Origin of the sequence: Flagellimonas lutimaris (assembly GCF_003581615.1) — a bacterium.
Taxonomy (GTDB): domain Bacteria; phylum Bacteroidota; class Bacteroidia; order Flavobacteriales; family Flavobacteriaceae; genus Flagellimonas; species Flagellimonas lutimaris.
On record NZ_QXFH01000070.1, the window covers coordinates 166251 to 186537 of the forward strand.

General features: G+C 40.2%; 19 protein-coding genes. 10 read left to right on the forward strand and 9 right to left on the reverse strand.

Annotation, left to right across the window (positions count from 1 at the left end):
- The first annotated feature begins 99 nt into the window (after window positions 1-99).
- The 6 genes from D2V08_RS05185 to D2V08_RS05210 all read left to right on the forward strand — a co-directional run bounded on the left by D2V08_RS05185 (window position 100) and on the right by D2V08_RS05210 (window position 5946).
- Entirely contained in the window at window positions 100-1527 is a 1428-nt protein-coding gene (locus D2V08_RS05185) for an amidohydrolase (protein ID WP_119607007.1), read from the forward strand.
- 5 nt (window positions 1528-1532) lie between these two features.
- On the forward strand, window positions 1533-2525 hold the full coding sequence (locus D2V08_RS05190) for a metallophosphoesterase family protein (protein WP_119607008.1): 993 nt from the start codon (window positions 1533-1535) through the stop codon (window positions 2523-2525).
- Window positions 2526-2676: 151 nt separating this feature from the next.
- Complete coding sequence (locus D2V08_RS05195) at window positions 2677-2931, forward strand: autorepressor SdpR family transcription factor (protein ID WP_119607009.1); 255 nt, start codon at window positions 2677-2679, stop codon at window positions 2929-2931.
- Between the two features lie 3 nt (window positions 2932-2934).
- Window positions 2935-3576, forward strand: coding sequence for an SdpI family protein (locus tag D2V08_RS05200; protein WP_119607010.1), 642 nt, complete (start codon window positions 2935-2937; stop codon window positions 3574-3576).
- Window positions 3577-3655: 79 nt separating this feature from the next.
- A complete protein-coding gene (locus D2V08_RS05205; RefSeq protein WP_119607011.1) occupies window positions 3656-4171 on the forward strand; it encodes a DUF3124 domain-containing protein in 516 nt (171 codons plus the stop codon).
- A 107-nt stretch (window positions 4172-4278) separates the two neighbouring features.
- Window positions 4279-5946 (forward strand): formate--tetrahydrofolate ligase, encoded by a 1668-nt coding sequence (locus D2V08_RS05210; RefSeq protein ID WP_119607012.1) that lies wholly within the window; start codon window positions 4279-4281, stop codon window positions 5944-5946.
- 3 nt (window positions 5947-5949) lie between these two features.
- Here the strand turns inward: D2V08_RS05210 and D2V08_RS05215 are convergent, their stop codons facing one another.
- On the reverse strand, window positions 5950-7491 hold the full coding sequence (locus D2V08_RS05215; RefSeq protein ID WP_119607013.1) for a glycine--tRNA ligase: 1542 nt from the start codon (window positions 7489-7491) through the stop codon (window positions 5950-5952).
- Between the two features lie 36 nt (window positions 7492-7527).
- Entirely contained in the window at window positions 7528-8424 is an 897-nt protein-coding gene (locus D2V08_RS05220; protein ID WP_119607014.1) for a DUF8428 domain-containing protein, read from the reverse strand.
- A gap of 49 nt (window positions 8425-8473) precedes the next feature.
- Between D2V08_RS05220 and D2V08_RS05225 the strand changes: the two genes are divergently transcribed.
- Window positions 8474-9169, forward strand: coding sequence for a ComF family protein (locus D2V08_RS05225; RefSeq protein ID WP_245980512.1), 696 nt, complete (start codon window positions 8474-8476; stop codon window positions 9167-9169).
- An 86-nt stretch (window positions 9170-9255) separates the two neighbouring features.
- The gene (locus D2V08_RS05230) at window positions 9256-10854 is read left to right on the forward strand and encodes an Ig-like domain-containing domain (protein WP_439108270.1); all 1599 of its coding nucleotides are present in this window, start codon (window positions 9256-9258) and stop codon (window positions 10852-10854) included.
- Here D2V08_RS05230 and D2V08_RS05235 read toward each other — a convergent pair.
- The 3 genes from D2V08_RS05235 to katG form a co-directional block, all read right to left on the reverse strand.
- Entirely contained in the window at window positions 10838-11614 is a 777-nt protein-coding gene (locus D2V08_RS05235) for a nitrilase family protein (RefSeq protein WP_119607016.1), read from the reverse strand. The genes D2V08_RS05230 and D2V08_RS05235 overlap by 17 nt on opposite strands.
- The gene (locus D2V08_RS05240; RefSeq protein ID WP_119607017.1) at window positions 11615-12091 is read right to left on the reverse strand and encodes an ankyrin repeat domain-containing protein; all 477 of its coding nucleotides are present in this window, start codon (window positions 12089-12091) and stop codon (window positions 11615-11617) included.
- A gap of 98 nt (window positions 12092-12189) precedes the next feature.
- On the reverse strand, window positions 12190-14412 hold the full coding sequence (gene katG, locus D2V08_RS05245) for a catalase/peroxidase HPI (RefSeq protein WP_119607018.1): 2223 nt from the start codon (window positions 14410-14412) through the stop codon (window positions 12190-12192).
- Between the two features lie 235 nt (window positions 14413-14647).
- On the opposite strand from katG, the gene D2V08_RS05250 reads away from it, so the two are divergent.
- Entirely contained in the window at window positions 14648-15178 is a 531-nt protein-coding gene (locus D2V08_RS05250) for a lipid-binding SYLF domain-containing protein (protein ID WP_119607019.1), read from the forward strand.
- 99 nt (window positions 15179-15277) lie between these two features.
- On the opposite strand, the gene D2V08_RS17205 is transcribed toward D2V08_RS05250, so the two are convergent.
- A complete protein-coding gene (locus D2V08_RS17205) occupies window positions 15278-15649 on the reverse strand; it encodes a hypothetical protein (RefSeq protein WP_147374069.1) in 372 nt (123 codons plus the stop codon).
- A gap of 391 nt (window positions 15650-16040) precedes the next feature.
- Entirely contained in the window at window positions 16041-16244 is a 204-nt protein-coding gene (locus D2V08_RS17870) for a YaaC family protein (protein WP_369126649.1), read from the reverse strand.
- 294 nt (window positions 16245-16538) lie between these two features.
- Here D2V08_RS17870 and D2V08_RS05260 point away from each other — a divergent pair, with 294 nt between their 5' ends.
- The gene (locus D2V08_RS05260; protein WP_119607021.1) at window positions 16539-16940 is read left to right on the forward strand and encodes a JAB domain-containing protein; all 402 of its coding nucleotides are present in this window, start codon (window positions 16539-16541) and stop codon (window positions 16938-16940) included.
- A 60-nt stretch (window positions 16941-17000) separates the two neighbouring features.
- Here the strand turns inward: D2V08_RS05260 and D2V08_RS05265 are convergent, their stop codons facing one another.
- Both D2V08_RS05265 and D2V08_RS05270 read right to left on the reverse strand, forming a co-directional pair.
- Window positions 17001-17438 (reverse strand): hypothetical protein, encoded by a 438-nt coding sequence (locus D2V08_RS05265; protein ID WP_119607022.1) that lies wholly within the window; start codon window positions 17436-17438, stop codon window positions 17001-17003.
- A 95-nt stretch (window positions 17439-17533) separates the two neighbouring features.
- Complete coding sequence (locus D2V08_RS05270) at window positions 17534-20215, reverse strand: TonB-dependent receptor (protein WP_119607023.1); 2682 nt, start codon at window positions 20213-20215, stop codon at window positions 17534-17536.
- Window positions 20216-20287: the final 72 nt, after the last annotated feature.

Below are 20287 nucleotides of genomic sequence, written 5' to 3' on the forward strand. Positions count from 1 at the left end.
TACAATAATCCAAAGGGATTGGTTCGGAACCAATGCCTTCTTAGGTTTAAGTATTATCTTTGAGACAATTGCGATTACCAACCAAAACCAACTATTACAATGAAAAAACCTCTAATACTCAGTTTAGCCCTTATTCTGATTTCAACAATTAGCTTCGCACAAAAAGACAAGAAAAAGATTATTGCCGACCTAGACGCCAAAAAAGATCACTACAAAGAAATTGCCAAAGAACTTTGGACCAATCCCGAGCTGGGCTATTTGGAAGAAAACAGCTCGGCCCTACTTCAATCAGAATTGAAAAAAGAAGGCTTCACTATTGAAAAAGGTGTAGCAGGAATCCCAACAGCATTCACGGCAACCTATGGTTCAGGAAGTCCAGTGATTGGAGTGCTAGGTGAATTTGACGCCCTTCCCGGCATGTCTCAAGATGCCGTTCCTTTTAGAAAAGCAAGAGTAGCCGGAGCTCCTGGGCAAGCTTGTGGCCACCACCTGTTTGGAACAGGCTCCATGGCAGCTGCCATTGCTGCCAATGACTATTTAAAAGAGTCTGGCAAATCTGGTACCATACGTTTTTATGGAACACCTGCCGAAGAAGGCGGTTCAGGAAAAGTATACATGGTCCGTGCAGGACTTTTTGATGATGTGGACGCCATCGTTTCTTGGCACGCGGGTGATAGGAATGCATCCAACCCTAGTACCAATCTGGCCACTATTTCCGGTAAGTTCCGATTTACAGGAAAGTCTTCCCATGCCGCCATGGCTCCAGAACTGGGTCGTTCTGCATTGGATGGCGTGGAAGGAATGAACGATTTGGTGAACATGCTCCGTGAACATACAACCGAACCCACTCGTATTCACTATGTAATCACCAAAGGTGGTGATGCGCCAAATATAGTTCCCAAGGAGGCCGAAGTGTATTATGTAATACGTCATTCCAACAGGTTAGAGGTAAAAGCTGTTTGGGACAGGGTGGTAAAAGCTGCTGAAGGTGCCGCTATTGGGACCGAAACCGAAATGACCTATGAGATTATTGGTGGTACTTATGAAAAATTACCCAATGAAGCACTTGCAAAGTTAATGCATAGTAACATGACCATTGTTGGTGGCGTAGATTATACTGAAGAGGAAGTAGCCTTCGCCAAAGAAATTCAAAAAACTTTGGGAGCACCCAAACCCATTGAAAGCGCTGGTGAAATTCAACCCATGAAATTTACTTATGGTAAAGCCTCAGCGGATACTGGTGATGTTAGTTGGAATACTCCAACCGGGGCGGTCAATACAGCAACCTGGGTTCCAGGAACACCTGCACACAGTTGGCAAGCCGTTGCAGCTGGTGGAACCGACATTGGTTTTAAAGGAATGATGGTGGCTGCAAAAACCATTGCGTTATCTGCAATGGACTTGTTCAAAAACCCAAAGCTTTTAGAAGAAATCAAGGCGGAATTCAACGAAAGAAGAGGGGCCGATTTTAAATACGAAGCTTTATTGGGTGATAGAAAACCTGCATTAGATTATAGAAAAAATTAAAAACAATGAAAACAAACGTTCTCTTTTTCCTTGCCTTATTGGCCTTAATTGGATGTAAACAAAACGTAGAACCTACAGTTAAACAAGAAGTCTCAAAGTTCGTGCACGATGTAAACACAGGGCCCAAACCTTGGACCAGCGAAACGTTTGAATCCACAGAAGACGATTTTACGTTTGCCATTATTTCTGACCTCAACGGAGGGGAAAGAGAAGGGGTTTATGCCACAGCAGTGCAACAATTGAACATGTTGGACCCCACTTTTGTGCTCAGTGTAGGGGATTTGATAGATGGTGGCACAGAAGATAAAGAACAACTTGCCAAAGAATGGGATTCATTTGATGACCGTACAGCTAAACTCAACATGCCTTTCTTTCATTTGGGCGGCAACCACGACCTCACCAACCCTACCATGAGGGAGTTCTGGAAAAACCGTTTTGGACCCCGCTACTATCATTTTATATATGAAGATGTTTTGTTTTTGATGATGGATTCCGAAGATTATGAAGAAGAACGTATGATGGAAATCTATAAGGCCCGGGCCAAAGCATTAAAAATCATTGATGGCGAAATTGAAGGCACCTATGAAGAATCGGAATATTACAACATGCCTGAACGTAGGATAGGTGGGATGAGCCAAGCCCAATTGGATTACTTTACAGAAGTACTGGAAGCTAATCCGAATGTAAAATGGACTTTTGTCCTCATGCATAAACCACTTTGGATGCGTGAAGACGAAAAAGGTCTTGGACCTTTGGAAGATGTATTGACTAACCGTGAATACACCGTAATCAACGGGCATTTCCACTCCTTTTCAAACCAAATGCGCAAAGGACATAGCTATACTATTTTGGGTACCACTGGAGGCAGTCAAAACCTACAGGACTCTATGGCCTTTGATCACGTAAGCTTGGTCCGTATGGCCAAAAAACCGGTAATCACGCACCTAAAAATGGAGGGTATTTTAAACGAGCAGGGAAAAGTACCAACTGCACCATAAATTAGATTCCTTATTGAGTGCAGTATCAGTAATCTTTAGTATATCAATCGAGGTTCTTTAACCAGAACTTCCTATTAAAATCTTATAACTCAATTTAATATTTTTGAAATATCAAATAATATTTAGATATTTATCTAAATAACTAATTAAAATGAACTCACTGTTCAAAGCGCTTAATGATGAAACCCGAAGAGGAATTGTAGAACTTCTCAAGGAAAAAGACATGAATGCCGGCGAAATTGCCGAACGGTTCCATATTTCCAAACCTAGTATTTCACATCATCTGGATATACTAAAACAAGCAGACCTTGTCATCAGCGAAAAAAAAGGTCAGTTTGTAGAATACTCCCTCAACACCACTATTTTGGAAGATTTGCTCAACTGGATACTAACCTTAAAAAAATAAAATATGAAATTAAAAAAGGAACTACCCTTGATTGGCATTGTGCTATTGCCCTTTTTATACTTGGCCTATATTTGGAACCAACTGCCCGCTGAAGTTCCACTACATTATAACATTAAAGGAGAGGTAGACCGCTACGGAGATAAATCGGAACTTATCTTAATCCCTGTTCTAACTTCCCTGCTTATCTACCTGATTTTTTTGGCAGTTCCCTATATTGACCCAAAAAAACAGATTCAAAAAATGGGAAAGAAATACGATACCTTAAAATTGGTCATCACTACGTTTATGTCGATTCTGGCGCTGTTTATTATTTATACTGCTAAAAACCAATCTTTTGCCAACTCCAATTATGTTTTGTTGTTATGTGGAGTCCTTTTCATCATATTTGGCAACTACTTTAAGACTATTAAGCCAAATTATTTTATCGGTATTCGTACTCCCTGGAGCTTGGAAAGCGAGGGTGTTTGGAAAGAAACCCATAAACTCGCTGGTAAAATTTGGTTTATTGGTGGTTTAATAGTCATCCTTAGCAGCTTAATCTTTAATGAAAAAATTAATGTCATTATTTTTATGGGTAGCATTGCCATAATGGTTTTGATTCCTGTTGCCCATTCCTATTTGCTGTTCAAAAAACAGAAAGCATAGCGTATTGATTAAATAACTAAAGTAGATTTCTTAAGGGTTGACAAGTAATCCCTATCTTAGTTAACCTATTGCGAAGTATATGACCAAGATTTTTTTTCCTCTTATTTTATCCCTTCTAATTCTTTCCTGTGCCGAAAAAACCAAGAAAGAGGTGAGTTCCATTGACCCAATAAACTGGAGCAATCGTACCGCCAATATCCCTGAACAAGATTCTTTGTTGAATGGGACGTCTTACCTTTCGGTTTATTCCGAAATTTATAGTGAAACGGAACACCGAACACATAACCTCACCAGCACTATTAGTATGCGGAACACTAACCTGAAGGATACCATTTACATCAATAAAGCAGAGTATTTTGATACAAAGGGCAATTCCATAAGAACTTATTTTGAGGAGCCAATCTACATTAAACCGATGGAAACCGTAGAAATTGTGATTGATGAAAAAGACCGATCGGGTGGAACAGGGGCCAATTTCCTTTTTCAATGGTCTATAAAACCCAACTCCCACAAACCCTATTTTGAAGGTGTCATGATTTCAACATCGGGACAACAAGGACTTTCCTTCACTACCCAAGGCCGCAGAGTGGATTAGTTCTCCCAAGGGTTACATATGTCATAGTTTTACTCCTCTAATTATAGTATCTTGTGTATCATTTTTGGGGAAAACCTTTGTTTCCCATGCGCATAAAAAACTACACTATGACCGATTTACAAATCGCCAAAGGTGTTTCTTTGAAACACATTTCTACCATTGCAGAAAAATTTGGAATCGACCCTGAGAACATTGAAATGTTCGGTAAATACAAGGCAAAACTTCCGTTAAAAGCCATAAATCGAGAAAAAGCTCAAGAAAGTAACCTTATTTTGGTATCAGCCATTTCCCCCACCCCTGCTGGGGAAGGAAAAACAACCATGTCCATCGGACTTTCCGAAGGACTGAACCGTTTGGATAAAAAATCAACTGTGGTTTTAAGGGAACCATCGTTGGGACCTGTTTTTGGAATCAAAGGAGGCGCTACGGGAGGCGGCTATTCCCAAGTATTGCCCATGGAGGATATCAACCTGCATTTTACAGGTGATTTTGCCGCCATCGAAAAGGCGCACAACCTATTATCGGCCATTATTGACAATAATATTCAGAGTAAGATCAATTCTTTACGCCTTGACCCCAGAACCATAGGCTGGAAACGGGTTATGGACATGAACGACCGTTCTCTGCGCCATATTATCGTAGGACTTGGCGGTACAGCTTCGGGCGTGCCTAGGGAAACCGGTTTCGATATTACGGCGGCTTCCGAAATTATGGCCATACTTTGCTTGGCCGAAAGCCTGAGCGACCTAAAAAAGCGATTGGGAAACATTTTTGTGGGGTATGCCTACGACAAAAAACCTATATACGCCAAAGATTTGAAAGCTGAAGGTGCCATGGCAGCCTTACTAAAAGATGCCATAAAGCCCAATCTAGTGCAGACAATAGAAGGGAACCCTGCCATTATCCATGGTGGTCCTTTTGCCAATATTGCACAGGGAACCAATTCTGTAATCGCTACCTTGATGGGTATGTCCCATTCCGATTATACCGTTACGGAAGCTGGATTTGGATTTGATTTGGGAGCTGAAAAATTCTTTGATATCAAATGTCAAAGTGCCCATTTAAAACCTAAGGCCGTTGTGCTTACCACTACCATTCGCGCCTTAAAATACCATGGTGGCGCAGATTTAAAATCCTTGACAGAACCCAATGTGGAAGCTTTGAAAAAAGGCCTTCCCAATTTGGAGAAGCATTTGGAAAATATTGCAAAATTCAATGTGGTTCCCGTGATTGCCATCAATAAATTTGTTTCGGACACAGATGAAGAAATAGCGGTAATTAAAGCATTAGCGGTATCAAAAGGTGTTCGAGTAGCCGTTGCCAATGTTTGGGAAAACGGCGGTGAAGGTGCAGAAGATTTGGCCAAATCAGTTATTGAAACCGTAGAATCCAAAGCTTCGGAATTTAAACCCCTTTATGATTGGAAATCAACCGTGAAAGATAAAATAGCGACCATCGCTACCGAAATTTATGGTGCAGAATACGTGGATTACACCTCCAAAGCCAAAGCTGATTTAAGAAAAATTACTGACCTTGGTCTAGATCAATTGCCCGTTTGTATTGCCAAGACACAAAAATCCCTGTCAGACAATCCAAAACTGTTGGGCAGACCCAAGGATTTTATTATTACGGTGCGAGAAATTGAAATTGCCGTTGGTGCTGGTTTTTTGATTCCGATAACAGGTAACATTATGCGCATGCCCGGATTGCCAGCGCATCCAGCCTCCGAAGGAATCGACATCAATGATGACGGTGAAATTACAGGCTTGTTCTAAACCTTAGATTTTCTGTAACCAATAGCGCATATCCACTTCTTTGGAGATGATATCCTTCACCTCCGAAAGTTTCACACGACTTTGCTCCATAGTATCCCTATGCCTAATGGTAACCGTTTCGTCTTCCAATGTTTGATGGTCAACCGTGACACAGAATGGTGTTCCTGCCGCATCTTGACGTCGATAACGACGACCTACGGCATCCTTTTCATCATAATCAACATTGAAATCCCATTTTAGCTCATCCACCAATTTTTGGGCAACTTCAGGAAGACCATCTCTTTTCAACAGTGGAAGTACAGCTACCTTGTTAGGCGCAAGAACTGCTGGAATCTTAAGTACAGTACGCGTTGAACCATTTTCAAGTTCCTCTTCTTGCAATGAATTGGAGAACACCGCCAAGAACATACGATCTAATCCTATGGAAGTTTCCAACACATAAGGAGTATAGCTCTTGTTTTCCTCATGGTCAAAATATTGGAGTTTTTTACCTGAGAATTCCTCATGCTTGCTCAAGTCGAAATCGGTTCGGGAATGGATTCCCTCCAACTCCTTGAATCCGAATGGGAACCTGAATTCGATATCAGCAGCGGCATCGGCGTAGTGGGCCAATTTTTCATGGTCGTGGAAACGGTAATTGTCTTCACCCATTCCAAGGGAAAGATGCCACTTCATACGTTTTTCTTTCCAAGCTTCGTACCACTCCATTTGGGTACCTGGTTTTATAAAGAATTGCATTTCCATCTGTTCAAATTCTCTCATACGGAAGATAAACTGACGGGCTACAATCTCGTTACGGAAGGCTTTACCTGTCTGGGCAATCCCAAACGGAATCTTCATCCTTCCGGTTTTCTGGACGTTCAAAAAGTTGACAAATATACCTTGTGCGGTTTCTGGACGAAGGTACAGGTCCATGGCACTATCGGCAGATGCTCCCAACTTGGTTCCAAACATTAGGTTGAACTGCTTGACATCGGTCCAGTTTTTAGACCCTGAAAGTGGGCATGCAATCTCCAATTCCTCGATCAAGGCTTTTACATCGGCCAAATCTTCATTCTCGAGAGATTTTCCCATACGTTTTAGGATACTATCAGCCTTTTCCTGATAGCCTATTACCCTATTATTGGTCGCAAGGAATTGTTCTTTGTCGAAGCTATCGCCAAATCGTTTGGCAGCCTTTTTTACCTCTTTTTCAATCTTGGCTTCAATCTTGGCGACATAATCCTCGATTAAAACGTCGGCACGGTATCTTTTTTTGGAATCCTTGTTATCAATCAAAGGGTCGTTAAAGGCATCCACGTGGCCCGAAGCCTTCCAAGTAGTTGGATGCATAAATATGGCGGCATCGATGCCCACAATGTTCTCGTTGAGCTGCACCATGGCCTTCCACCAATATTCGCGAATGTTCTTCTTTAGCTCAGCTCCGTTTTGACCATAGTCGTAAACTGCACTAAGTCCATCATAAATCTCACTGGATTGAAATACATATCCGTATTCCTTTGCGTGGGAGATAACCTTCTTAAAAATGTCTTCCTGATTTGCCATTGGGCAAAAATAGAATTTTACCCAAAAAGAAGTATGCTATTTCAGTTGAAATTCAGTAGAAGCCAACAATCTTTCGTCTTCAAAGACATTTAGGGTATAAATTCCCTCGGGCAAAGAGCCTTCTGGAACAGTGATAGCATCACAAATACTGATTTCCTTTCCAGTATATACAATCTCTACTCTTTTACTGTAGGTGTTACCACTAACTGATATAGTGCTGGCATTATCCTCGATAACGGCCATGTTTGGGCCCAAAAACTGAAGATAGAGCACTTTAATATCTCCATCTGAATTGGGATCACTTAGAATAGTGACACACCCTCTCAACTTCTCTATTACTGAAGCCTTATTGGTCTTGATGGGTCTGCCTGCCCTTAACCTAAATCCGCTACCTTCGGCATCCTGCAATTTTAGATAGCTTTTTATTCGGAGTTCCCTAGTAAGTTCCTTATTGGTCTCGCGCAGCAAAGATTCTGTCTGTTGCATATTATTGGCCCTGCCCCGCAGTTCTTCCAACTGTTTTAAGGTCTCATCGTACTTGCTGGCCAATAAGCTATTGTTGTACCGAAGAAAGTTGTTCTTGAGTTTTAGGCTGTCAAAGCGCACTTCCAATTTGCGAAGTTCCTTTCTGGTCTCCTTCAATTTGGTTATGCTAAAGTTTAATCTTCCCACAGAGTCGAGCAATTGTTGTACTCGGAAGCGAGAAGTTTGCAATTCGATTTCGTTGACTTCGTTTAAACCTGACAAACGATCAACCTCAGCTCTCATCAATGTTAAATCTTTTACCAAAAGTCCCTTTTCCTCTTCCAAATAAATCATTTGGTTTTTGGATTGTGCGTAGCTGTAATAAAAGGCAATAAGAATCCCCACAATAACCGCTGCCATTGCGGCAAAGATAATTTTGTAGTTGAAATTGTTATCTTGGGAGTTCATGGGGTTGACAGTCTACTCTAATAATGTAAAAGATTTGACACCAAAAAGGTTGGCTAAGATAATAAACGAGATTAACAACATCCTATTGCCAAGGGTATGTTTTGGATGTAATACGCAATTATTTAGGGAAGAGCACATTTTGTGTGCCGTTTGTCGACACGATGTGCCACTCACCGATCATAACTATCTGGAAGAAAATGAAGTGGGCCGTATATTTTATGGTAGAATTCCTATTAAAAAAGCTGCTTCTTTTGTTTTTTTCTCAAAAAATGGACTAGTAAAAAATTTATTGCACTGGCTCAAATACAAAAATCAGGAGCAAATCGGAAGCTTTTTTGGTGACTGGTGCGGAGCACTTTTAAAGGAAGATGAACACCTTAAAAACATTGATGTCGTGGTACCTGTTCCTTTACATCCCAAAAAACAAAAAAAACGGGGCTACAATCAAGTGGCTCAATTTGCCCATAAAATAGCAGAAAATATTGGAGCAGAATATTGTGATGATTGGCTGATCAAAGTAAAAAACATAAAGACCCAGACCAAAAAAGGCCGACAATGGCGGTGGGAAAGTTCAAAAGATGCCTTCAAACTAAATACTTCAAATGGGAGAACGTTTAAACATGTGCTTTTGGTGGACGATGTCATCACTACGGGAGCTACCATTGAATCGTGCCCACAAACACTTCTCCAACAAAAAGAAGTGGAGGTTTCGGTATTGAGTACGGCCATGGTACCAGAGGGTTAAAATTTATTAATGCGGCATTCCAGTTTTCAAATAAGTTGTTTCTTTGTTCCACATTATTTTTAGGCATGGTGTACTTAAAAAAATTGTTGGGACTTCTTTTTTTCGCTTTTATGGCATTGGCTCTATGGCAATGTGCTAAGCGGGGTTCTCCCAGCGGTGGTCCAAAAGATGTTACACCCCCAGAACTGATAAGGGCCGAACCGGCAAATTTTACTACCAACTTTAAGGCTGAAAAAATACGTCTCTACTTTGATGAACTTATCAAGTTGGAAGATGTGCAAAACCAGTTAGTAGTTTCGCCTCCATTTAAGAACCCGGCCGAAATAACTCCTATGGGGGCACCCAGCAAGTATATTGAGGTAGTAATAAAAGATACGCTTCGGGAAAACACCACCTACACCATTAATTTTGGACAAAGTATTGTGGACAATAACGAAGGAAATCCCAATAGCTTTTTAAGTTATGTGTTCTCCACTGGGGATTATCTTGATTCGCTTACGGTTTCCGGTGCAGTAAAAGATGCTGTTAACCGAAAAGCAGATGAATTTATAAGTGTAATGCTCTATGAATTAGACAGCACCTATAATGATTCCACCATATACAAAGAACCCCCGTTGTATATTACCAATACAGGAGATAGCTTGCCCCTTTTTGAATTAAGAAACCTGAAAGCTGGAAAATATGCGTTGTTTGGCCTAAAAGATGTAAACAAGAACAACATGTTCGACCAAGGGCAAGATAAAATTGGGTTTATAGAGGATACCATTATAATTCCAACGGATTCCATTTACTTACTGAACCTATTTCGGGAACAGTTAAATTATAAAACTTCTGTGCCAAGCTTAGTTGCCAAAAATAAAATTATTTTTGGGTATCAGGGGGATTATAGGAATATGAATATTGAAACCCTGACTTCGCTTCCCGACTCTGTTAAGACCACCATATTAAAAGAACGGGATAAAGACACCCTAAATTACTGGTTCACTCCAACCGATTTAGATTCCATTAATTTTATAGTACAGAATGAGAAGGCACAGGTTCTAGACACTTTTACAGTAAAAATACGGGAGCTACCCATAGATTCTCTAAAACTTACTGCATCGATTAGCGGAAAACTTAATTTTGAAGATACATTTAGTGTTTTGTCCAACACGCCGATTGTCGCTTTGGACACCAGCAATATATCATTGAATATCAGCGATTCCATTCCTGCAACTTACACCTATGAATTGGACACCTTGAAAAACAAAATCGATTTTGCTTTTGAATTGGAGCCCAATCAAAAATATTCCTTTTCCTTTTTACCAGGGGCCATTACCGATTTCTTCGGAGTACAAAATGATACGTTGGACTACAATTTGTCCACAGGAAGTTTTGCTGATTATGGTAATCTAAGAATGGTTTTGGGTGGTGCTGTAACCTTTCCCGTAATCGTGCAATTGACCAACGAAAAAGGAGAGGTGAAACGGGAGATTTTTGCTTCTGAATCCCAAATTTTCGAATTCAATAATTTAGATCCGGGCAACTATATAGCCCGTGTCGTATTGGATGGAAATGGAAATGGCAAGATGGATACAGGTAACTATCTTGAAAAAATCCAACCTGAAAAGGTAAGCTATTACCCGGGTGTTATTGAAATTCGGGCCAACTGGGAAAAGGAAGAAACCTTTATCCTTTCAAACTAAAACGGTCCCGATCTTCCAAAAACCTTAATTTTTTTCGAGTAGACTCAATATGTTTTTTGTCTAAAGTGGCATAAATAATCTCTTCATCCTTGGAAAAAGCCAATGGCTCGCCCAGTACATCATAAACTGCGGAATGTCCAGGATATTGAAAATCCAAACCATCCTTTCCTGTTCGATTTACCCCGATACAATAGGCCATATTTTCTATAGCTCTTGCTTTAAGAAGGGTATCCCAAGCATTGATTCTTTTTTTGGGCCAATTGGCCACATAGATCAACAAATCGTAATCCTCGGTATTTCTAGCCCAAACCGGAAACCGAAGGTCATAACAAATCATGGGACAAATTTTGAATCCTTTGTATTCAAAAATGAGTTTTTCATTGCCTGCTTCGTAAACTTCATCTTCACCAGCCAAGGTAAAAGTGTGCTTTTTGTCATACGTTTCTATTTCTCCTTCTGATGAAATAAAATATAAACGGTTAAAGAATTTGCCATTTTCCTGAAAAATGATACTTCCAACAAGTGCTACCCTGTAATCTTGTGCCATTCGCTGCATCCATTTTACCGTGATATCCCCTTCGGAAATATCAATGTTTTGAGGCTTCATTGTGAAACCTGTTGTAAACATTTCTGGTAATACTATCAAATCTACTTTATCGGGAATACCACCTATTTTTTCTTCAAACATTTTCCTGTTGCTAACTGGATCTTCCCAGTGCAAATCAGTTTGAATCAAGGCAATGTTCAAAGTTGTGGACATCTAGTATTTTTTTAAAATTTCTTCCATTTCTTTATTTCCCTGCTCCAGAACAAGGTCCATTGCAGTTTTCCCTCTGGCATCTTTTACAGAGGCATCCGCACCTTTTTTTAAGAGAAGTTCAGCGATATCTTTACGATTGAAGGTTACAGCATAGATGAGACAGGTGGCTCCCATGGCATTTTTTTGGCTGACATTGGCCCCTGCATCGATCAATTTTTGTGCAATGCTGGTAAACCCTTTGAAGCAAACACCCATTAGAGCAGTATTTCCTGAACCGTCCAAAGCATCCACTTGGGCTCCTTTGCTCAATAGAAGTTCTACAATATCCTCATGCCCATAATAAGCCGCCAACAATAATGGTGTGGATCCCCTTTCATCTTTCGTCTCCAAAAAATTCGGGTTGTTTTCCAATAGGTTTTCAACAGATTGTGAGCTCCCGTTGCGTATTTGATTGAAGAGTTCCTCTTTTTGTTTCATAGCTATTTGAAAGTTATAAAAAAACTGCCACAACCTTATTGGTCATGGCAGCATTTGAAATTAATTTTCCTTTCTATTTTTTACTCTGAATGGATTAATTAATCCAAATCAAAGCGATCAAGGTTCATTACTTTGGTCCAAGCGGCCACAAAATCTTTCAAGAATTTATCTTGGGAATCGCCACATCCATAAACTTCGGCAATGGCGCGGAGTTCGGAGTTGGAACCAAAAACAAGATCTATCCGAGTACCTGTCCATTTTACTTGGCCAGTTTTTCGGTCTCTACCTTCGAATAATTGTTCATCACCAGAAACATCTTTCCACTCGGTTCCCAAATCCAAAAGATTTACAAAAAAGTCGTTGGTCAAGGTTTCAGATTTATCTGTAAACACCCCATTTTTGGAGCCATCTTGATTGGTTCCCAACATTCTCATACCTCCAACAAGGACCGTCATTTCGGGGGCGGTCAACGTCATAAGTTGAGCCTTGTCCACCAACAATTCTTCGGCAGGAACACTGAACATCATTTTTGTGAAGTTTCTAAAACCATCGGCTAGTGGTTCCAAAGCCTCAAAAGCCTCTATATCAGTTTGTTCAGTAGAAGCGTCTGTTCTACCTGGAGTAAATGGAACGGTAATATTTTTACCGGCATTTTTTGCAGCCATTTCAATAGCTGCAGACCCACCAAGTACAATCAAATCTGCCAAGGATATTCTTTTGTTCCCTGACTGGGCTTTATTGAATTCATCTTTAATTTGCTCCAAGGTATCCAACACCTTTTTTAATTGTTCTGGATTGTTCGCTTCCCATTGATTTTGGGGAGCCAAGCGTACGCGTGCTCCATTGGCACCTCCACGCTTATCAGAATCCCTGTAGGTGGAAGCTGAGGCCCAAGCTGTGCTTACCAATTCGGAAATACTCAAACCAGAAGCCAAAATGTTGGCCTTTAACTCCGCTATATCCTTATCATCGACCAAATCATGGTCTACCGCAGGAACCGGGTCTTGCCAAATCAGTTCTTCCTTTGGCACTTCTGGTCCCAAATATCGAGAAACAGGTCCCATATCACGGTGCGTCAGTTTATACCAAGCACGTGCATAGGCATCGGCAAACTCCTCGGGGTTTTCCAAGAAGTGTCTGGAGATTTTTTCATAATCAGGATCCATGCGCAATGACAAATCGGTCACCAACATAAACGGTGCATGTTTTTTACTTGGGTCATGAGCATCGGGGACCGTTCCTGCACCGGCACCATCCTTGGGTTGATATTGCCAGGCTCCTGCTGGGCTCTTTGTCAGTTCCCATTCATACCCAAATAAGTTTTTCAAGTAGGTGTGGCTCCATTGGGTTGGTGTATCGGTCCAAGCCCCTTCCAGACCACTGGTGATGGTGTCGGAACCTTTTCCCGTACCAAAATTATTCTTCCATCCCATACCTTGCATCTCCATAGGAGCTCCCGCTGGTTCTGGCTCCAAGTATTCTGCATCGGAAGCGGCACCGTGGGTTTTTCCAAAGGTATGTCCACCTGCAATAAGAGCTACAGTTTCATAATCATTCATTGCCATTCGACCGAAGGTCTCCCTTATATAGTGGGCCGCCTCTACAGGGTCTGGATTGGCATTATGTCCTTCTGGGTTAACGTATATCAATCCCATATGGGCAGCGCCCATTTGTTTCTCAAGTTCTCCATCTTGATTGTATCGTTCCTTATTGTCCAACCATTCTTTTTCAGAGCCCCAGTAGATATCTTCTTCGGGCTGCCATATATCTTTACGGCCTCCTGCAAAGCCAAACATTTTTAGCCCCATGCTCTCGTGAGCCACATTACCGGCCAAAATCATAAGGTCTGCCCAAGAAATCTTTTTACCATATTTCTGTTTGATAGGCCATAGCAATAATCTTGCTTTGTCCAAGTTGGCGTTATCGGGCCAACTGTTCAACGGAGCAAAACGTTGGTTTCCCGTTCCACCGCCACCTCTTCCGTCCGAGATACGGTAAGTACCAGCACTGTGCCATGCCATACGTATGAAAAATGGTCCGTAGTGTCCATAATCCGCAGGCCACCAATCTTGACTATCCGTCATTAAATCCGCTAAATCCTTCTTGACCGCTTCTAGGTCCAAGGATTTGAATTCCTTTGCATAATCAAAATCTTCATCCATTGGATCTGCAAGTGATGAATGTTGCCTAAGAATGTTCAAATTCAACATATTGGGCCACCAATCTCGGTTGGAGGTTCCTCCACCGGCAGCTTGCTTCATTTCGCCGTTTAAAAATGGGCACATACTTTCGTCTGCTCCATTTGCCAATTCTTTACTCATGATCTTATAGTTGTTTTTAAATAGATTTTCAGATTACTAAAAATACAAAATCACACTCCCTTATCATAGAGGTTTGATATTAAAATACTATTAAAACATAGCTGTTCTCTATTGCAAGTTGATTCGATCAGAAAAATCTTAACTCAAATGCTTTTCTTAACAATTATTGGGAAAGCCTATCCTAAAATCCGCGACTAGGTTTTCTAACTTTGAGTGAATACAAAAAACAATAAATATGAAACTGATAAAATCATTCCTAATAATTGCCGTGCTATTAGTAGGTACAAATGCTATAGCACAGAGTAAAAAAGATAAGAAAATAATGGCCGATGCCAAAAAAGCGAAGGCAACCCTATTGAAAACAAGTCCAGGTTTAGAACGTTTTTTTGATGAATCTGCCGGATATGTCATCTTCCCCAATGTTGGCAAGGGTGGATTTATTATCGGCGGTGCATCCGGCAACGGTGTTGTTTATGAAAATGGGGGGGCCGTGGGCATGGCAGACCTTAAAAAACTGAACATTGGCCTACAAGCTGGTGGACAGGCGATCATCGAGGTGATTTTCTTTGAAACCGATGTGGACCTACAACGTTTTAAAACCGAAAAATTCCAATTTGCTGCGGAAACCTCTGCGGTAGCCTTGAAATCTGGAATTGCCTTTGAGGCCAAATATAAAGATGGTGTAGCTGTTTTTGCCCTGCCCAAAGCTGGTCTTATGGCCGATGCATCGGTTGGTGGGCAAAAATTTAAGTATAAAGCTTTTTAAAAATTAATCCCTGGTCCCTGAGGTTAAATCCTCAGGGGGGCATTTTGTGTTGTGCCAATTCCTACAAATCTTCGTTTTATAACATTATGATTCTTTGAATCATGCATTTAATCTAAGTGAAGGATTTGTGAAACTCATTAAAAATTGGCGTAATGTAGTTATTGCGGCTTGACTACACCAGGCTTCACCAATAAAATTATCCTTTGGATTCTTATAAAACAAATAAGGGTGATATCTTAAAATTGTACTTAAAACAAACGCAAATAAATAATCTGAAAGAATCGGTCTCCACACCAAATCAATATTGTTAAGTTTTAATTTAGGAACAAAGTGCCAATGATGATCAGGATATTCAAAATACGGACGAAACCCAAAGAAGTCTTTTAATGCATTTTCTGCTTCTGGAATACTATAATATAGGTCAATTTGCCTCGCAGTTGTAGAATGATCTCTAATGGTAAAATCTATCAATGATTTTCTTGAAAACTGAGTTGGATGGAAATCATAACAATTCTACCAATCAATTTTATCTTGATTATTGATAAACCTACTAGGTACTATCGTGTATAATTTATCAGGTAGATTTATCTGTAATTAGTTGTAAGTCTGAACTAGCACAAGACATTTCAAACCAAGTTTTACTCTCGTTGCTTCTTATTAAGGAAAACAAAGGGATTATGGAGGGGTTGAATCCATAAAATTGAGAGGTTTCATATTCAATATCCTGACAGTATGGAAGAAAGTCCTTTACCTTAATTTTAGTAGTATCACTAAATGGCCATTCATTTCCCGTAATTGCCTTATAAAATATCGCAAAAACATTTCTTTTATTTCTAGTAATTTTTGGGTGTATTTCTAACTCTTAATCAATAATTCGATTAATATTTTGCGGTTGTGCAGACAGTCCATGGAATACACTATTTGTTGACAAATAATTTCTTCTCAAAAATCTACTTGTTACCGTTAATGCTTTAGCAAGATTCAAGAAACTATAATAATAAAGCAGTCCAGAAGATCTCCAATTTGAATTGTGAGCATCCATAAAATATGTTTTAGCTTGATCAATATATGGTGCGGTACTTGTTTACCATATATAGCTTTTGATCCAGAGATGAACCGTAACATTGTTTAATGTTGCCAAATTTGCAAATACAGCTCTGCAGTCGTCGTAATATTTGAAACTCCATTATTCAAAAAGGGTTTGAATTTGTCTTCAGCCATACTTAATTATGCTTTTAACTTGCGATATATAAGCAATTACCAAAATAATTCTAAAACAACAAAACTTTGTTTATTGAGTTAAACGAAGAAAAATAATCAGACCAATTAGTAAAATGCATTGTTTCTCTATCTTTAAACCATGACCGTTAGACTACCAAAAGACGAAGACAAATACATATCGGGCACTGATGATATTGCGCGTATTATGCAAAAGGTGCTTTGGCGACAAAACAAGCTCCATAGACAAAAAGAATATTTCTGGACCATTGGGCTCAATGCTGCAAACGATATTGAGTATATTGAACTTGTAACGATTGGCACAAGCAACCGAAATATTGTTACGCCAGTACAAGTTTTAAGTCTGGCAGCGGCCAAAGAATGTCATAAGATTGTCCTCTGCCATAACCATCCTTCGGGTAAATTGGAGCCAAGTGAAGCGGATATAGCATTTACAGACCGTATGGAAAAAGCTGCTGCCGTTTTGGAAATAGAACTATTGGACCACATCATAATTACAGAAGTAAACTACGTGGCCATTTAAGGGTTGTCAAGACAACTTGGATGAGATTCCCGCCTGCGCAGGAATGAAGTTACATTGGTTTTATGCAAACCATTGCCCCCAAGGAATGCGGCTCAAAATCAATAAAAGACCCAGCCCATAAAAAATGGAGATGGTCTTGAATTTTTTCTCGCTCTCCATAAACTTTTTATGTCGGGACCAGCCTATGGTGATCAAAACCAGAGCTATTATGTTTATGAAAGGATGTTCTACCGCCAACAAACGTGCAGGAGCATTTAATCCGCCCATTCCCAAGGTTTGAATAGCCTTAAGTCCGTTTGCTGATGTAAAGAACAATAGCAGACCCACCAAAAGCTGAATATGGCTAAGTATAAGTGCAAAGAGACTTACGCGAAGGTCTTTATACATTGTGAAGTCTTTTTTGCCCAACCAGCCTGCTATGGCATTGACCACGGCAATAACTAAAACGGCCAAAACCACGTAGGCCAAATAAGAGTGTAGGTTCTTGATGATTTCCATAAGGTATAGTTTGTGAGCTTAAAAATACGGATTTTTGAATATAAAAAAAGCCCTTCGCGAGAGCGAAGGGCTTTTGATTTTATAAAAAGGCCTGATTAGAAATCGTAACGTAATGTTACGTTCCATGTTCTACCCCATCCAAAATAACCTCGGTTGGAAACATTTATACCCTTGTATGTCTCATCGCCCGGTTCAACAAAATCAGTTGTTGTTAAGCGAGAAATATAAATGTGATTCAACAAATTGTTCACATTAGCTCTGATTTTCAACTGCTTTGTTTTATTAGCGCCTAATGGAACTCTGAAAGTTGCACCCGCATCCATTATACTATATGCAGGCAATTTCAAGTTTTCTTTGACAGCTCCTACATCAGAATAAAGGTCTCCGTAATATCTCCAGTCAGAATCAACAGAGAACATGTCGTTGATTCTGTAAGATAATCCAAGTCCACCGGAAGTTTGAGCAGCACCACCAACTTTTCCACCATCGTAATCAACATTTTCCGTGCTTATTACATTTCTTTCTTCATCGGTAACCTGAGTAACAGCATCACCTTGGTATTTCCAATCTCCGATAGATGCGAAACCATTTATGGAAAGTCCTGAAACTGGTCTGAATTTAAAGTCTACTTCCACACCTGTATGCAATTGTTCTGTACCAAAGTTTGTTTCAAATGTAACCACATCGTCCACCACGTCAGAGCTTGTTACAACCCTGTCTTTCCAAGAAGTTCTGTACAAGTTTAAGTTAGCAGAGAACATGGAACTAGAGAAACCATATCCTGCTTCAAGACCAAGAATTTTCTCATTTTCCGTCAACGGGTTTACTTGGTTTGTAAAGTTCAGATAAATATTGTCGTGATATGGCTGACGGCTATAGTACCCAGCATTTGCGTAAAAACTATGTTGAGATGTTGGGGTGTAACTAAACCCTGCTTTTGCATTGTAACCAATGTTATTCACTTTTTCAGAATCCGTTCCTGGTTCGATATCCGATGGCAACGGTTCGCCTGTCCATTGAGATGAAGTTCCGTTGATCAAAGATTGGTCAGCATATTGGTAGAAGTCAAATCTTTGATGGTATTGGTTTGAGATAGAACCTTGGAAGAAGGTAGAAAAAGTGTCAGTTGCATACTCCAATTGCGTGAACAACCCTCCGTAGGAGATTCGCTCATCATTGCTATAAGCAATCTTTTGATCCTCAGGATATGAGTTAAATGCTGCAGCCCATCCGGAAGGTCTGAATGACTCCGTAGCAATTACTTGTTTATACGTACCAAAGGTACCATAAGATTCGTGATTGTTGTTTTGGTCAATCAAACGAATGTTTTCTTGCCAAGAATCCAAACCATGGAAATCTGAAACTACTCTAAAGTGTTTACCGTAGTAAGTTCTTAAGTCAAAACCAACATTCCAAGTTAGATTGTCACTAAGTTGTTTTTCAAAGTTTGAAATCAAGCCATACCAATTGTGCAGGTTCATGGATGCTCTTGTAACGTATCCGCCCCCAGCTGCAAAATATCCGCCTGCACCATCAGGCACACTTTGGTTAAATGCATAAATGGCGTCATAATCAATACGTCCTTCATCAGTTCTAATCCTATCACCACGGTTACCTGTTCCACCACCATTACCCCAAGAAGCGTAAAGTACTGTAGAAAGGTTGGCAGTTTCGCTGATATTCCAGTCCCAGTTCAAGTTGGCAACCGGTTTGTGGTAAAAGTTCCTTCTTTCAGTCAAATACTGACCATTGTAAGTTCCCCAGTTGTTGTTGTACCTTCTTCCATACTCCAAGTAATCAGCAATTGGTTTAGTAAAGTTTTGATCATGGAACTGAGGTGCACCTGTAATCAAAAAGTTGAAGTTATGTGAATCATTTGGGCTGTAACCTACAGAGATGAAATAGGTTTGTCCTTCTCCAAAGTTACCCTCGTTGTAACCATCACCTTGCCAGTGAGAAAGCATAACACTCATACCCCATCCTTTGTCAGAAATACCCGTGTTGTAACCGGCAGATGTTTTAATATAGTTGTTGTTGGCTACGGTTGCATAACCAAAACCACCTTCGTTCATTTCTGTGGCTTTTGTTACAAAGTTAACTGTACCACCAACAGAAGAAATAGCCAATTTAGAAGAACCAAGACCCCTTTGAATCTGAATACCCGAAGCGATATCATTGATACCGGACCAGTTTGACCAATACATCTTACCGTCTTCCATACCGTTGATTGGCTGTCCATTCAATAAAAAAGCAGTGTTGTCTTGTTCAAAACCTCTAACCCTCATATCTGTATCACCAAAACCTCCAGACTGACCAGATACATATACAGATGGTGTATTTACCAATGTCATGGTAACGTCTTGAGTACCTATTTTCTCTTGAATTGTTTTAATTGGTACAGAAGATACAGCGATTGGTGTCTGTCTGTCCGTTGCAAGGTCAATAATACCCGTACCTATAACCACAACCTCACCAAGCTCCTCGGCGTCAGGCATTAATGAAATGGTTCCTACGCTGCCAGTGGAAGAAAAAGGAATTGATTTGGAAACAAACCCTATATACGAAACAATCAATGTTCCCGAGCCTTGGTTTACTTCCAAAGTAAAGTTTCCATCAAAATCTGTAGACGTTCCCGTTCTGGTTCCTTTGACCATTACGGTAGCTCCTGGTAGTGGCGCGCCCATGTCTCCATCGACTACCGTTCCAGTAAGAGTTCCTTGTGAAAATGCCATCGCGGAAACAAAAATTGCCGCAATAGCCAAGTAGATTCTTTTCATTTAATTCAGTGTTTAAGTGTTTAATTAGCCTTGCAAAAGTGATTTATTTTTGACATTCTGCGATTAAGTCAA